Raw genomic sequence first — 15,249 nt, forward strand, 5'->3', positions numbered from 1 at the left:
GCCGTACTCAGCCAGACAAATTTGCGCCGCCTTTTCGCCCGCTAGCGCCGTAGCCGTGGCGTTGCGGTCGCGCTTGAACTCCTATGCGCTAAGCTCTATCGCCTTCTCGTAGTTCGTTCCAAGTAGCCAAATCGGCAAACAAAAAAGTAAAGTTTTGGGCATAAGATTCATTTGAGATTTTCAGTCTTTTTTATAGCAAATTTAGGCAACTATGGTAACTAAAACCAAAAAAATTATACTATCAAAGGCAACACAACAGCGTAATTTATCTCTCACTATTCAAAGAATGAATAACCATCGGCGATATGAGCTGTTCCTTGTCGTCTATCTATCTCGATCTTCTTTAACAATATTTCGGAATTACCATAAACTTTACCCTTGGCGGAGATATTACTTGGATAAATATAATATTTTCTAGAAATATCATCCAAATTAAGTTCAGTAAAACAGTCTACACCAAAGTAATTTTTGTAGCAATTCAATAAATATTCCAAGAAAAGCTTTGAAGACTTTAATTGTAAAGCGGCTTTATCTATGTATTCAACACTTGGTTTAATTTCACAAAAACATATTCTTAAACCATCGTTTATTTTTAAAAATACTATAAAATCACAATGCGAATCGGTTGAAACACTATCTCCTTTAAAAAACTTAATAGTATGAGTTTTCTCTTTTTGTCGCAGTATTAAAACATCGTCTTTATTTTTAAATGTGAAATTTATTTCTTTAATGGGACTTTCTTTTTTTTCCTCTGTTATTTTAAATAAATTCCCGTGAGGTTTAATTTTTAAATCATCACAAATAGCTTCCCAAAAATCTTTTAAATTTTTATTTGTCATTTTTGTTACTCTCTAAAAGTGTAGCAAAAATTAAGCTTTGATTTTCATTTTGTGTATCTATTGGAGAATCAAAAGTATTCATAAAAATTCCGCGTTCATTGATATCAACACTACTCAAAATGTTTTTACCTTTTTTATTCTCTGCCAAATATGCTTTTACTTTTTGATGGTTAATTTTGTACTCTTTTGTATAACCTTTATTTTTAAACTTATCTATCTGGTCGTCAGTTAAACTTCCAAGCATTACACAATTACTTATTTCACGAACAATATAATCACTATGAGTTGTGATAAACACTTTTATGCCTGCATTTGCAAGTAATACCAAAAGCCTAGCGACTAAAATTTGATTATTCGGATGTAGATTTAATTCAGGCTCATCGATCATAAGAATGTCTTTCTTGCTGGCCGTATTAAGAATATAGAAATTTAACATCAAAAGAGATCTAACTGAGCTAGAGGCTATCTCTATATTGTAACCTTTTCTTGATTTTTTAGGTTGAAATAAAATTCCTATATCTGTAACCTTATATTTACCTCCAACTAAATTGCTTAACACCTTCAGGATTTCTTGATTCTTGCTATTGTCCTCTTTAAAACAACTATCTTTTTTAGATAGTTGTTTTAAGCTTCTTATAAAATTAATATTGTCTCTAACCGGCTTTGGGTATAGTTGTTTTTTTTCATCTAATATTTCAAATACATCAACATCTTCATCTCTTGCCATTCTTTTTAAAGTTTCCAATTTTGCTATTTTTGTAAAGTCGAGTTCTTCTTGAAAAATTGATGCTCCAGTCCTTTCAACGCTCAAAATAAAATTATTTCTTAAAATTATATGTAGTAAAGCGTCAGATAAAAGATTCATGTAATCTGCAATATTTCTTTTGTCTATACTATTTGTAGGTTTTATTATAAGTCCATCATCATATAAGATATGCTCAAATCTTCTTTTTGCTCTTACCAATAAATTATCTGATACTAAAAATACATTAATGGCGTCTTTTATTTCATCCATTGAAATTGAGATTTCAACATTAAATTCTAAATTTGCAAAGTCATCTTCTTTTCCAGCCATAACTCCAATTAAAAAATATTCTTCGTACATTTTTGACTTGCTTAACATATGTTTTTGTAACCGTTCTTTGATTTTATTATATGTAAGTTTTATTTCTTGCATATCATCATGTTCTACATTATCAGAAATATCCCCTCTAGCTCTATAATAAGGTATCTCTCGTATATTGCGCATATAGTCTAAATAGCCATACAAACTGTAAGTAGCGTAAGTTTTTCCTGTGTTATTTTCACCACATATAATAGTAAGATCGCCTACCTCAAAATTTGCCTCATCAAGCATTCCTACATTTTTTAGGCTTACCTTCATCAATAATCCTTTTAAAATTTTTAAATTTATAATTATTTAAACCGGATTGTATCTAAAAAAAGATAAAATCGAAGGAAATTTTAAGGAGCCAAAAAATGTCAAATATCTTAATCATCGGAGCAGGTGGCGTTAGCCAAGTCGCAACCGTAAAATGTGCGATGAACTCGGACGTTTTTACAAATATCACCCTAGCAAGCCGCACAAAAAGCAAGTGCGACGCGATCGCTAAATTTATAAAAGATCGCCTTGGTGTGCAGATAAACACCGCACAGATCGACGCTGACGACACAGCAGCCGTGGTGGAGCTCATTAAGCAAACAAAGGCTGATCTGCTTCTAAACGTCGCGCTGCCGTATCAAGACCTAACCCTTATGGACGCTTGCGTAAAGGCTGGCATACCTTACATCGATACCGCAAACTACGAGCACCCCGACACCGCAAAATTTGAGTACAAACTGCAGTGGGCGAAGGACGGCGAGTTTAAAGCTGCAAATACGATGGCGCTGCTGGGAAGCGGCTTTGATCCGGGAGTGACGAACGTATTTTGCGCCTACGCACAGCAAAATCTCTTTGACGAGATCCACGAGATCGACATCCTAGACTGCAACGCAGGCGATCACGGATATCCGTTCGCGACGAATTTCAACCCCGAAATCAACCTGCGCGAAGTAAGCGCAAAAGGCCGCTACTGGGAGCGCGGCGAGTGGAAAGAGACCGAGCCGATGGAAATAATGTTCAAATGGGACTACCCAAAAGTCGGCGTCAAAGATAGCTATCTGCTCTACCACGAGGAGCTTGAAAGCTTAGTAAAAAATATCAAAGGACTAAAGAGAATCCGCTTTTTTATGACCTTCGGACAGAGCTACCTAACTCACATGAAATGCCTAGAAAACGTCGGCATGCTACGCATCGACGAGGTCGAGCATAACGGCGTGAAAATCGTGCCGATACAGTTTCTAAAGACTTTGCTGCCGGACCCTGCGTCGCTAGGCCCCCGCACGAAGGGCAAAACCAACATCGGCTGCGTGATCCGCGGGCTCAAAGACGACAAAGAGCGCCAAGTCTATATCTATAACGTCTGCGACCACGAGGCTTGCTACGCCGAGACGGGCGCGCAGGCCGTTAGCTACACGACTGGCGTGCCTGCGATGATCGGCTCGATGATGGTTGCAAAGGGTATCTGGAGCGGAAAAGGCGTCTTTAATATGGAAAACTTCGACGCCAAGCCTTTCATGGACGAGCTAAATAAACAGGGCTTGCCGTGGGAGATTATCGAAATGAAACCCGGCGAGAGGTATGAAGTCTAAATTTAGACTTGTCTTTTTACGATATACTTTGTTAAATTTTACCTTGCTTCACTGCGACGGGACATACAGCCCGCCTCATTCGCAAGGTAAAATTTGCCGCGTCTAGCGAAAAGATACCACACCTTATCTTTAATTGTATTCAAATTTAATTCAATTCAGCAGGCTACTTGCCTAGATTATGCTTAAAAATATTCTGCTTGCAGCTACAAGCGAAGCTAAGTAGAAATTTCGCCTTACCTTCTTTTAAATTCAAATTTTTTACTAATTTAAATTTTACTGGGTCACGTATTTCATATACGCTCCCGTCGTAAAATTTAAATCCGCCTTGAGTAAGGCAAAAAATACTGCGCCTTGCTCTACTGCATTTAAATTTCTAGTTTAAATTTTGCGCCACCTGCATTCAAATTTTACATCAAATTTAATTTAAGCTTCCGCGCCGAAAAGCGTTTAAATTTAGCTACAATCGCGCAAATTTTATCAATGAAACTTTGAGTAAATTTAAAGCTCTCAATCTCCAGTCGCGTAAACCCTGCACCCACTCAAATAACAACAAAAGGAAAATTTTAAACTCCAAAAACTTCGCTATCTTTTTAGTCGTACTGAGCGCACTCATGGCTTGTACATCGCTATCTACGGACGTATATCTACCTGCTATGCCTACAATGGAGCGGCAGTTGCACGGAGACTCTGAGCTTACGATAACGGGCTTTTTGATCGGTTTCTCCATCACACAGCTCGTCTGCGGCCTATCAGTGATAGGATCGGGCGTAAAATCCCGCTTTTCATCGGTATGGCGCTCTTTGCGATCGGATCAGTAGGATGCGTGATGTCGGACAATATGGCTAGCGTCGTGTTCTGGCGTGTGTTTCAGGCCGTAGGCGCATGCGTAGGACCGATGCTAAGCAGGGTAATGATTATCGATATTTTCGGTAGCTCGCAGGCCGCACAGATGCTCTCTACGCTGGTTATTATCATGGCGATAGCACCGATAGTGGGTCCGTTATTGGGCGGCGCGATACTGGAATTTGGCTCTTGGCACGGGATATTTTGGCTGATGGCGCTAGCTAGCGCGGTTATGTTTGCGATGATTTTTTCTCTGCCGGAGATCTTGCCACCGCAAAAGCGCTCCACAAAGCCAATCGCATCGTCTTTTAGAAATTATCTAAGATTATTGCAAGACGCCAAATTTATGCGCTACACTCTTAGCGTGACGTTTGCTTGCGTTGCCGCCTATGCCTTTATCACGGGCTCATCGTTTGTATATATCGATTATTTCAGCATTCCTAGCAAATACTACGGATTTTTATTCGGCATAAACATCGTGGGCGTCATGGCGCTAAGTTTCGTAAATAAAAAGCTGGTAAAGCGCTATGCGCTAAACTGCCTACTCATAGTCTCCACGCTCGTCGCCGCGCTTGCTGCCAGCGTGCTGTTTGCATTTGCGTTTTTCAAAACGGGCGGCGTTCTTGGCGTGATAATCCCGATGTTTTTCGTTTTTAGCATGAACGGCATTATCACTTCTTGCTCCAATGCTGCCGCTCTTGATAGCGTGCCGCAGGAGATGAAGGGCTCGGTCGCTGCGCTCATCGGCTCGCTGCAATACGGCAGCGGCATCCTCAATTTTCGGTCACCAAGACCAAAAATCAAATTTAGCGCCGGCGGGCTTAGCCAAATTTTACTTTTTCTTATTTTCGCTTTTTTGCGCGTTTAGCGCCTCAAATTTCTGCTTTAAAATTTTAAAAATCTCGTGCTTTGGGAGTTCGTATTTGTTGTATATCACGGCGTTATCATCGCCGCTAGGCTGCATGAGGCCATATGCTAGCCCGCCTTTTTTTAAATTTTTATGTTTGAAACACTAATTTTGTGCTTGGCGTCTATCTCGGGGATGCCGATTTTGTCGATATCTTTAAAATAAAATTTCGCATTCTTACCGCCTTTTTGTATGAAAAATCCGTCATTTTCGATTTTTCGGCATCACAGAATAAGAAACTAGGATAAGGAGGTAACTTCGGCGCAAGCTAACTTACTGGCGCCGAATTTGAAAGTTATTTTATCACTGCTTCAAAGCTAATATCTACATCTGGATAGCTTTTTCCGCCATGAAATGGTTTGGCAGCAGCAGCAAATTTATCAAAGCTCTCATTTAACTTCAAATCATTTACAAGATCAACTGAAAATTTTGCCATTAGCTTGCCATTTTGCACTTCATATTTTGTTTTAAAAGTTTTTGAATTGCCATTTATGCTAAGCTCAACATCCATTTCTCCAGCCTTATCGTCGCCATTTACTGCTACGATCTTGCCATCTACTGCCTTGCCATCGAAAATAATGCCAATCCTTTTATCGCGGTCAGGCAGCTTTGTGTCGATATCTTTTGGCTCTAGCTTAAATTCAAAGCTCTTTAAAAAATCAGCAAAATTTGCATTTTCTTGACTTTTAAAATTTATCGTTTTAAAAGTACCTGGTACGGCTGTCTTATTTGCTAGCTTGTAGCCAGTAAATGTTACCTTTGGTTCACCTTCTACGCTAAATGCAAGAGCTGAAACTGCAAAAAATGAAGCTGCTAAAGCAACAGAAGTAAGTTTGTTCATAAAGAATCCTTTTTATAATATTGATAATAAATATCGCAAATTATATATCTACTTACTTCAAAAAAGACTTAAAATCTCTTTTTAATTAATGAATAAATTTTTAATAGCTTCTTACTCTGGATCATCGCTAAAATCGTTATCCCTAAAGATCGCATAAAAATTTATGAGCCAAAAAACAAAAGCGATTGCTATGAGCATTGCGGGCAAATGAATGTAAAAGCCACTCCAAAAATAAGCCAAAATTCCTCTACTAATGCCAGCTAAAAGAACTAAAATAAAAGCAATTCTACTAAGGCGTAAAAACTCAAGTTCTTGTCCGCTGTGACGAAGTCCTGCGACATTAAATATAAGCATCACGCTAAAAATTACCGCATTTATCGCTATTAGATGTATAAAATTTGTCTCAAGATGGAGTTCAAAAATGCCGCTAAAGCCGATACCTAAAAACCCAATCGCTAAAAATAGTTGCATAAAATAGTATAAAAGCACAAAGCTATGCCTAAAAAGCTCTTTATAGTGCCACTCTTTAAGCTTTGCAAGTACCGCACTTCCACAAGCTATCGCAGCATAATAGACACCTAAGCTTGCTTCAAAAAATATATTTAAAAGTAAAAAGGCACAAACGCAGCAGATAGCGATATTTTTATAGATAAAATTTGGCACAAAAACAGCTTCATCCATACCTTTTTCTCTTTTTAGCGCTTCTTTTCCGAGTACGACACTAACGCGGTAAGAGATGAGTAAAATAGCGATTACGTGGATAAAAACTTGTAAATTTAGAAATTTTTCATTGCCACTTATTAGATAATAAATTTCAAAGCTTAAAATGCCAAACAAAAAGCCAAGTACGCCAAATTGATCATCATTTTTATCTCGCCAGATCATATAAAGGCAAAGCATCACTAGATATGCCCAAAAAAGCGTAATAAAAAAATGTGCTAAAAATAAGCTAAAAAGTGCAGCTATAAAGCTAGTTGCAAAGAGTGAAAATAAAATGTAGGCGTGGACTTTTAGTGAGGAGCTGAAATTTGTCCAGTCGGTTAGTCCTGTGAGTAAAAATCCAGCATAGGCAAGTGCTAGAAAAAGGTGTAAAAATATAAATTTATGTAAACTCACAAAATCAGTTGGTGTAAAAAATATAGCAGCTCCTAGCACAGCACAGGCAGCGCTGGTAAGAAAAAATATCCTCATAGGATATGTAAAAAAGTTGTTAATCATAATAAATTTGCCCTTTAAAATTTTCATCTATTGTTTTACTAATAAATGCAAAATCACGGTTTTTAAAAGCCTCATCTAAAATAAGCTCTTTTTGTATGACCGCACCTTTATTTGCGAGAAAATAAATTCTATTTGACATCTTTACGGCCTCCATTCTGTCGTGTGTGACGAGTATTATGCTCATGCCCTCACTCACTCTTTGGCTGACAATATCGATCAAAATTTCTTTCATATCATAATCAAGCCCCGAAAATGGCTCATCCATTAAAAGCAGGTCAGGTTTTGTTACAACTGCTCTTACAAAAGCGACCCTTTGCCTCATGCCGCCACTTAGTTCACTTGGATATTTTAGTGCGTCTTTTTGACTAAGACCGACTTTAGAAAAAAGCTTTAAAACGCTGTTTTGATCAGGTTTATCCATAACCAAAAGCACATTTTCAAGAGCATTTTTCCATGTAAGTAGACGATTTTCTTGAAAAAAGTATGTCATCTTTTTAAATTTATTAAAAATTTCCCCTTTTCTGGGCTCATTTAGTCCGCTAATAAGCCGTAAAATAGTAGTTTTCCCACACCCTGAAGGCCCAAAAAGCGTCACTACTTCACCTTTTTCTACCTTTAGGCTAAAATTTCTTACGACCTTATCTCTTAAAATTTCATACTCTATATTTTTAAGTTCAAGCATCATCTTCTCCAAGGCATTAGAGCTATTTTTAAAGGCTCAATGATGAGGTACTCAAAAAGCATGATAAGAGTGATGCTTAAAAGAACATACGCCATTACCTCGGTTGTTTCAAGCATCGCCCTTGCATTTGCTATCTTTGCTCCCATGCCGTTATTTGCACCTAGTAGTTCGGCCATTATGACTATCTTTACGCCCATTGCAACAGCTACGCTAACAGAGCTTATGATATAGCTTGTAAGATGTGGGATATAAAGGTGTTTTATTTTTTTTAAAAAGCCTAAATGATAGGCATCAAACATCTCTTTTAGCTCCTCATCTACACTACTCATAGCAACTGCCGAGCTTGCAAAAGTAAGCGGTAAAACCGTTATAAAGATAGTAAAAATGGTGCTAAAATTTCCAAATCCAAACCAAAAAATAGCAAGCACTATCCAGATAATTGGCGGCATTGATAAAAGCAAGGTAATAACAGGCTTTAAAAAGGCCGCAAAGCTTTTAAAGCTACCTGCTATTAGCCCTAAAAATATACCAAAAAATGTTGCCGTGCTAACCCCAACTAGTGATCTGCAAAGCGTTATATTTATCTCGCTATTTTTGTAATCTTTTAAAATTTCACAGGCTTTAAAAAATACATCTTTTGGCGATGGGAGTAGGAGTGGGGAGCTAAACTCGCTTCCCACTTGCCAAATGGCTAATATCAAAAAAACTACGGCAAATCCGCTAAATCCGCCCCAAAAATAGTCAATTATTTTTAAAAAGCTTGAGCGATCTTTTTTAATGCCATCGATTAATATCATAAAAATAGACCTTTATCTGGCATCTTGCCACCTAGAAATTTTGGATTAAACTGATAAATTTCTTCAAAAAATGCCATGATCCCATTTTGTAGTTCATTCGCTTTTGTCACTGTTAGATTTGCCTTATCAAAAGCATTTGCAAGTGCTACTTCTGGAGCTGGCAAGTAGCTCGAGCCAATCTTTGCTGCACTTTGTTTGTTCTCAAGTATCCAAGAAAGAGCATTTTTAAGATCGCTATGAAGCGTATCAAATAGATTTAAGTTTTTCTCGTAAAAGCCTCTTTCTACGATAATGCCAGCCATTGGAATTATCGGTTTTGTGCCAAAGCTCTCGCCCCAAATTTTTGGAAAATCAACTGAGTAATGCACGCTAACGCCTGCTTTTTTACCACGCAAAATAGTCGCTTCACCAAGAGGTTGTGGGACTATTAAAATGTCAAAATCTTTTTGTAAAAATAAAAGCAGAGCCTCAGGTGGCGTTGCTGTATAGGTGATGTCTATTTTGCTAACGTCTATGCCTCTCTTCTTGCAAAGCGCTCTTAGGACAAGATCAGGCATGTCGCCTCGAAATGGCATGATAAGCTTTTTGCCTACAAAATCCTCTAAATTTTTGATCTTTTCATCCTTAACCATAGCGTTCATAACGCCAAGAGTCAGCAAATTTAACATCGCAAAATCAAGCCCTTGGTTTCTTAAATTTGCAGCGACATTTGATGGCGACATCGTGACCTTGATATCTCCGCTAGCCACGCCTGCACGAAGCTGATCTGGCATTTTCCATATATTTAGACTTACATCATAAGTTTTGTTTAACTCGCCTTGCAGCGCAGCAACCGCCATGATAACGCTTGGGATCGCTGGCGCACCCCACATATTAAAGCTCTCTTTTGCAAATAAATTTGGTGCAAATGCGCTAACGCCTAAAGCTGTGCTAAGTCCTAAAAATTTTCTTCTATTTAACATCTTTTTCTCCTTTAAAAACTGCTGTGGAAGCTAATGAAAAATGTCCTGCCAGGGGCATGAACGACTACCGGATCAAGTGCTGCTACGTGATCGCCGCTAATAAATTCTGCATAATCTTTATCAAATAAATTTGCTACGCCAAATCTTATGCCAACTTTATTTTTAAGCTCTACGCCGCCATAAAGATCAAGCAAACCAAAACCTTTTGCGGCCTCTTTTTTGTCGATGCCTAGACCATTTTGCTTGCTAAAATCGCCTCTAGTTTGCTTTGAAACTAGCCTTAGCGCAGTGCCAAGATTATAGCTGCCAAAGCTTGCATAGTCTTTGTAGTCAAATGCAAAATTTGCCTCAAAAGGCCTTATTTGATAAAGTGGCCTTCCATCGGTTTTGTTTTGTCCGTAGTTGTAGTAAAGTGAGCTTTTTAAGCCAAAGTGCCTTGCAAAACTATATTCTGTATTGAAATTTACACTATAAAGCGTTGCATCAACGTTTCTTGAGATGACGGCATTTTTATTTAGCGGCATCGTAGCTTTTGAGTGGCGTCTATCAAAAATAATCAAATTTTTAACGCTATCAGCGATGAAATGTCCTCCAAAGCTAAATGCATCTTTGTTTTGCAAAGAGTTTAGGTATTCTTTGTAAAACTGGCTGCCAAATTTAAAGCCAAGAACCGCTCTATTGTGCCTTTCTGGCTCTAAATTTGGATTTGCTATCCAGCCATTATCACCTGCACCATAAAGTGCATTAAAACGCTCCATATTGCTTGGCAAGCGAGATAAACTCTCAAGTTTTGCAAAATAGCTATCCTTATCGTTTGGTGTAAATTTATATTTTAAACTTGCGCTAAAAGCGTCTTTTTTGATCTTATCACTTACGTATTCACCGTAAATTTGACGAAGTAGTCCGCGAGTCGTGCTAATGGCTGGATTTGGTGCGAAATATTTAGTATCAAGCCCATTAAGCTTGCTTTTTTGATCTTCATATTTTAAGGCAAGAGAAGCTTCGTTTGCTTCATTAAATTTATAAGCAAGTGTGTCAAAGAGCATAAATTTATCATTTCTAACATCGGCAAATCTGTATCCGTTAAATACCCAGTTGTTGCCTTGCTTCATGTATCTTTTGCCGTCATGTTTGTCTTTTTCAAAGCCAGCGCCTATTTGATTGTGAAAGCTTGCAAAGTCAGCGTCATACTTTAAATTTGCCTCAAATATATTTCTCTTTAAATCCACTTTCACATTTGGAGTGTCATCTCTTAGATGAAAATTATCAGCTTTTCGCTCAACTTTTTTTAGGATAAATTCAAAATTTAGCGTATTTGAAAGATCTTCTTCGCCTAATCTAATATTTAGCTTGCCAACTTTTCTAGTAGTTTTAAAGGCATCCATTGCGTGCTCTGGCTGCTTGTCTTTATCGATATTGTCCCTTAAAAACGTAAGCCTAAGCTCGCTAAGATCATTTGGCACAAAACCTAAGATAGCGCTTTGGCCTTGTCTGTTATAGCCATAGTCCCATCTTTTGCCACTGCCATCTTTGTAGTTATTTGCTTTGGTGAAATTTGCGTTTAAAATGGTATAAAAATTTGAGCCGCGATATTTAAAAAGCGATGAATTGTAAAAGCTTTTGCCATACATTCCAGCTGAGATATGAAACATATCAGCTGAGTTATCAAGTAAATTTGTAACAAATGGATATTCGTTTCTTTGAGTGCGGTCAAATTGATTTTCCACAAAGGCACTTTGCGCAATGTTTGGCGTGATGACTGGTGGCGGTGCAAATTCTCTTATAGGCTTTATAATGTCTAAATTTGCTTCATTTGCTAGAAGCAGTGATGAAAGAATTGCTAGGCTTAAAATGGGCCTCATGTAAACTCCTTTTTAAAGATATAATTATGATTTCTTTTATCAGAATTGTAGTAGCAAAACCCTTTATAAAAGTTGATGTAAGTCATCTTTTAAATTTTTTAATCCACATTTATGAGCTTATTGTAGATAAAATGCTTAATTTTATTTTTGCAAGAGTAGCTAAATGGTGTAAATTTAATGTGAAAAATGTATAAAATTTTGATAATTGTTATATAAAAATTTTTAGATCATAGGTTGATTTAATTATGCTCTAAAATTATTAAGCCTATCTCTTAGCTCTTTTGAAATGGTAAATTTTGAGAGTTCGTATTTATCAAAAATGATGATCAAATCATCACCTAGTGGTTGCACTAACCCAAAGCAAGCATCTCTATCAAGACGGTTTTTCTTAAATTTTACGCTTAAAGTTTCGACTTTTTTCTTATCGCCAAAACTCTTAATGGCGATTTCGTCGATATCTTTAAAGTAAAATTTTATACTTTTTGAGCCTTTTGTGATAATAAATCCATCATCTTCAATACGTAAAAAGTTGTTTTGAAAAATTTTTCTAACACAAAAGAACGCTGAGAGAGCGCCAATGATGATGCCAAAAAGACTTGGCGTGCCAAGAGCTAGATAAAAGTAGCCAATGATGCTAAATATAAAAAGTCCAAGCCCAAAGGCTAGCGCCCAAAATACATCTTTTTTACTCTCTTTTGTTATCATCATTTTTCCTTTTAAGCTAAAATTCCAGCACCATTTATTGCTTGGCTGCGCTCTTTTGCATAAATTCTCTCGCCATTTATCACGTCATATTTCCAGATCGGCGCATTTGCCTTAAAGTCCTCGACAAACTCGTTTATAAGCCTTAGCGCGACCTTTCTTTGAGGGCTCACAACGCCTGCAACATAAGAGCTCGTATGCACGGCCACATCACCTTTTGAGTGAGCAAAGAGTACGTAGGCATTTTCTTTTTTGGCTCGCTCCTGCCAAGCATCTAGCCATTTTTTAAGGATCGGCTCATAGATATCAAAACTAAGCGCCGAAATGCCGCCTTCTTCTCTTACGATCCCAACAAAAGTGATGAGTGCACCGCAGTTTTTATCTTTAAAGCATTCATACCACTCGTTTGTGATGCTTTGAACGTCCAAGCTTCCGTCATAAATTTGCATCTTAGCCCCCACAAACCGGCGGTAAGATAGAAATTTTATCGCCTGTTTTAAGAGCGAAATTTATATCACTTACGATCTCGTCATTTACAGCCACAGCACAGATATTTAGCCATTTTTTAAGCTCTTCTTTCTGGCTTAAAGCCTCTTTTATCTCGCCTAAATTTTTTGCCTCTACTTTTATATTTTCAAGCCCGATAGGCCCAAGAAATTCGATCTCTATCACGTTTTATCCTTTGAGATTTTTGCTGATTTTACTTAAAAATAAATTTAGATATACTTATTTAAAAATTTAAAAAGCGAGCAAAAATGAACGAAATTTTAAAGAGTATAAAAACCCCAGCCTACGTCTGCGAAGAAGCAAAAGTACGTAAAAATTTAGAGCTTTTAAAATATGTCAAAGAGCAAAGCGGAGCCAAAATTTTAGTAGCACTTAAGGGCTTTGCATTTAGCGGAGTGATGGATATGGTGGGCTCTTATCTTGACGGAGCGACTTGTAGTGGGCTTCATGAGGCAAAATTTGCAAACGAATACGTAAAAGGCGAGATTCATACTTATAGTCCAGCCTTTAAGGATGAGGATTTTGATGAAATTTTAAAAATTTCGAAACACATCACATTTAACTCTTTTGCACAGTGGCAAAAATTCAAGGGTATTGCCTTGCAAAATGGCATAATCTGCGGCCTGCGCGTAAATCCAGAGGTCTCGCTAGCCCCAACTGACAGCTATAATCCATGTGGCAAATTTAGCAGGCTTGGCATCACAAGAGAAAATTTTAAGCCAGAGCTTCTTGATGGCATTAGTGGGCTTCATTTTCACGCACTTTGCGAGGAGAGTGCGAGTAGCTTACAAACCGTGTTAGAGGCATTTGAAGAGAAATTTGGGGAGTTTATCCCAAGGATGAAGTGGATAAATATGGGCGGCGGCCACCACATTACGAGGGCTGATTACGACGTGGAGCTGCTTATAAATATCATTAGGCGCTTTCGCGAGAAATATGGCGTAGAGGTCTATTTGGAGCCTGGCGAGGCCGTTGGCTGGCAAACTGGCTTTTTGATAAGTAGCGTGCTTGACATCGTGCATAACGAGAAAGATATCGCCATCCTTGACACCTCAGCCGAGGCGCACATGCCAGATACTGTGCTAATGCCCTACCGGCCAGCCGTTAGAGGCGAGAGCGAAAATGGCAAATTTGCTTATAGATTTGGCGGCAATACCTGCCTAGCTGGCGATATCATGGGGCTTGAGGCGGGCGATGCGGAGTATAAATTTGATAGCGAGCTAAAAATCGGCGACCGAGTCATCTTTGAAGATCAAATTCACTACACCATCGTGAAAAATACGACATTTAACGGCATAAAACTGCCTGATCTTCTACTTCTAAAAGAAAATGGCGAGATCAAGATGATTAGAGAGCTAGGCTACGAAGAGTATAGGCGTAGAAACTAGAATTTTGCTTTTTGAAGGTAAATTTGGCTTTTTAAATTTAGGTCAAATTTATCTACCTTGCCAATTTTGCCAAAATGCATTTGAACTGCCGCCTAAATTTCAGCCCTAAACATTTTGGATTTGTCTTTAATATAAAATATAAAAAGATGGAATAAATTTAGTTTCTACAAATTTATCTTGGTGGTATTTTTGGTAAAGATATTTTTATTTTAAAATTTAAACTTACTAAATTTGGCGAATTTGTATTTAGACTGCAAGCTGTAAATTGATTTAAATTTATTCTCTACAAATTTTATCTTGACGCTTCTTGCTAAAGATATTTTGCTTGCTATCTTTTTAAATTTAAAATCGAAATTTGATCGCTAAATTTAGTAATTTTCTGACTTTATCTAGAATTTTAAAATTTAATACCCATAAATTTTGGCAAATTTATCTATCTTTGAGCTTTTTTGCCAGTTGTATTCGGTTTCGGTTGCGATATTTTGGGCTAGCTCCTTGCCAAAATGATCGCCGATAAAGCCAAGCACCATATCCATGCCAGCAGCGACGCCTGAAGCTGTGTAAAACTTACCTACTCTCACCCACCTAGCGCGCTCTTGCCATTTTACAGCCTTGCCGCAACTTTTTACCCACTCAAGCGATCTTTTGTTTGAGGTAGCCTTAAGGCTGTCAAGCTCTCCAGTGCGAGCGATGAGAGCCGAGCCAGTGCATACACTTAGGCAAATTTGAGATGCCAAAACGCACTCTTTAAGCTTTAAGATAAACTCACTATCATATTTACAAGCGCCCTTGTGCCCTGACCTCCAGGGAGTAGCAAAACGCTCTCTTTTGGCATCTTGCTAAGCTTTTTTGTTTTTATAAAAAAGCCTTGCTTGCTTCTTTTCATCCCACCATCAAACGAGACGTAGCTTATCTTCATCTCAGGCACCCTTGCTAAAAACTCCACCGGCCTCATAAGATCAAGCGCCTCGTAGTCATCAAAGATAAGAGCGTAAATGTCCATTGCTTCG

At 37.9% G+C, this 15,249-nt stretch carries 16 protein-coding genes; 3 read left to right on the plus strand and 13 right to left on the minus strand.

The genetic code is table 11. From position 1 onward, the window contains the following. Positions 1 to 275 precede the first annotated feature (275 nt). Both B9N66_RS01130 and B9N66_RS01135 read right to left on the minus strand, forming a co-directional pair. A complete protein-coding gene (locus B9N66_RS01130) occupies positions 276 to 839 on the minus strand; it encodes a hypothetical protein (RefSeq protein ID WP_087579541.1) in 564 nt (187 codons plus the stop codon). Beyond that, positions 829 to 2,223 carry an AAA family ATPase gene (locus B9N66_RS01135; protein ID WP_087579542.1) on the minus strand — a complete coding sequence of 465 codons (1,395 nt, stop codon included), beginning with the start codon at positions 2,221 to 2,223 and terminating at the stop codon, positions 829 to 831. The genes B9N66_RS01130 and B9N66_RS01135 overlap by 11 nt, the downstream gene beginning before the upstream one ends. Before the next feature lie 95 nt (positions 2,224 to 2,318). On the opposite strand from B9N66_RS01135, the gene B9N66_RS01140 reads away from it, so the two are divergent. Both B9N66_RS01140 and B9N66_RS01145 read left to right on the plus strand, forming a co-directional pair. Beyond that, positions 2,319 to 3,530, plus strand: coding sequence for a saccharopine dehydrogenase family protein (locus tag B9N66_RS01140; protein WP_087579543.1), 1,212 nt, complete (start codon positions 2,319 to 2,321; stop codon positions 3,528 to 3,530). Positions 3,531 to 4,320: 790 nt separating this feature from the next. Then, complete coding sequence (locus tag B9N66_RS01145; RefSeq protein ID WP_219336835.1) at positions 4,321 to 5,241, plus strand: MFS transporter; 921 nt, start codon at positions 4,321 to 4,323, stop codon at positions 5,239 to 5,241. A gap of 334 nt (positions 5,242 to 5,575) precedes the next feature. Here the strand turns inward: B9N66_RS01145 and B9N66_RS01155 are convergent, their stop codons facing one another. The 9 genes from B9N66_RS01155 to B9N66_RS01195 form a co-directional block, all read right to left on the minus strand. Continuing rightward, positions 5,576 to 6,121 carry a hypothetical protein gene (locus B9N66_RS01155; RefSeq protein ID WP_087579544.1) on the minus strand — a complete coding sequence of 182 codons (546 nt, stop codon included), beginning with the start codon at positions 6,119 to 6,121 and terminating at the stop codon, positions 5,576 to 5,578. A gap of 111 nt (positions 6,122 to 6,232) precedes the next feature. Then, the gene (locus B9N66_RS01160; protein ID WP_087579863.1) at positions 6,233 to 7,339 is read right to left on the minus strand and encodes an NnrS family protein; all 1,107 of its coding nucleotides are present in this window, start codon (positions 7,337 to 7,339) and stop codon (positions 6,233 to 6,235) included. Continuing rightward, positions 7,332 to 8,021, minus strand: coding sequence for an ABC transporter ATP-binding protein (locus B9N66_RS01165; protein WP_087579545.1), 690 nt, complete (start codon positions 8,019 to 8,021; stop codon positions 7,332 to 7,334). Before B9N66_RS01165 ends, B9N66_RS01160 begins: the two co-directional genes overlap by 8 nt. Beyond that, positions 8,021 to 8,818 carry an ABC transporter permease gene (locus B9N66_RS01170; RefSeq protein WP_087579546.1) on the minus strand — a complete coding sequence of 266 codons (798 nt, stop codon included), beginning with the start codon at positions 8,816 to 8,818 and terminating at the stop codon, positions 8,021 to 8,023. Before B9N66_RS01170 ends, B9N66_RS01165 begins: the two co-directional genes overlap by 1 nt. Continuing rightward, on the minus strand, positions 8,815 to 9,780 hold the full coding sequence (locus B9N66_RS01175; protein WP_087579547.1) for an ABC transporter substrate-binding protein: 966 nt from the start codon (positions 9,778 to 9,780) through the stop codon (positions 8,815 to 8,817). The genes B9N66_RS01170 and B9N66_RS01175 overlap by 4 nt, the downstream gene beginning before the upstream one ends. Before the next feature lie 11 nt (positions 9,781 to 9,791). After that, the gene (locus B9N66_RS01180; RefSeq protein WP_087579548.1) at positions 9,792 to 11,642 is read right to left on the minus strand and encodes a TonB-dependent receptor domain-containing protein; all 1,851 of its coding nucleotides are present in this window, start codon (positions 11,640 to 11,642) and stop codon (positions 9,792 to 9,794) included. Positions 11,643 to 11,885: 243 nt separating this feature from the next. Beyond that, a complete protein-coding gene (locus tag B9N66_RS01185; protein WP_087579549.1) occupies positions 11,886 to 12,347 on the minus strand; it encodes a molybdate transport repressor in 462 nt (153 codons plus the stop codon). An 11-nt stretch (positions 12,348 to 12,358) separates the two neighbouring features. After that, complete coding sequence (locus B9N66_RS01190) at positions 12,359 to 12,793, minus strand: molybdopterin synthase catalytic subunit (RefSeq protein ID WP_087579550.1); 435 nt, start codon at positions 12,791 to 12,793, stop codon at positions 12,359 to 12,361. A gap of 1 nt (position 12,794) precedes the next feature. Continuing rightward, complete coding sequence (locus tag B9N66_RS01195) at positions 12,795 to 13,016, minus strand: MoaD/ThiS family protein (RefSeq protein WP_087579551.1); 222 nt, start codon at positions 13,014 to 13,016, stop codon at positions 12,795 to 12,797. Positions 13,017 to 13,099: 83 nt separating this feature from the next. Here B9N66_RS01195 and nspC point away from each other — a divergent pair, with 83 nt between their 5' ends. Further along, positions 13,100 to 14,239 carry a carboxynorspermidine decarboxylase gene (gene nspC, locus B9N66_RS01200; protein ID WP_087579552.1) on the plus strand — a complete coding sequence of 380 codons (1,140 nt, stop codon included), beginning with the start codon at positions 13,100 to 13,102 and terminating at the stop codon, positions 14,237 to 14,239. 404 nt (positions 14,240 to 14,643) lie between these two features. Here the strand turns inward: nspC and B9N66_RS09830 are convergent, their stop codons facing one another. Together B9N66_RS09830 and B9N66_RS09835 are read right to left on the minus strand one after the other, a co-directional pair. Next, a complete protein-coding gene (locus B9N66_RS09830; protein WP_257639738.1) occupies positions 14,644 to 14,976 on the minus strand; it encodes a hypothetical protein in 333 nt (110 codons plus the stop codon). A 17-nt stretch (positions 14,977 to 14,993) separates the two neighbouring features. Beyond that, a complete protein-coding gene (locus B9N66_RS09835; protein ID WP_257639739.1) occupies positions 14,994 to 15,242 on the minus strand; it encodes a hypothetical protein in 249 nt (82 codons plus the stop codon). Positions 15,243 to 15,249 lie beyond the last annotated feature (7 nt).

The sequence above is a fragment of the Campylobacter concisus genome (assembly GCF_002165775.1).
In the GTDB taxonomy this organism is placed as follows: domain Bacteria; phylum Campylobacterota; class Campylobacteria; order Campylobacterales; family Campylobacteraceae; genus Campylobacter_A; species Campylobacter_A concisus_E.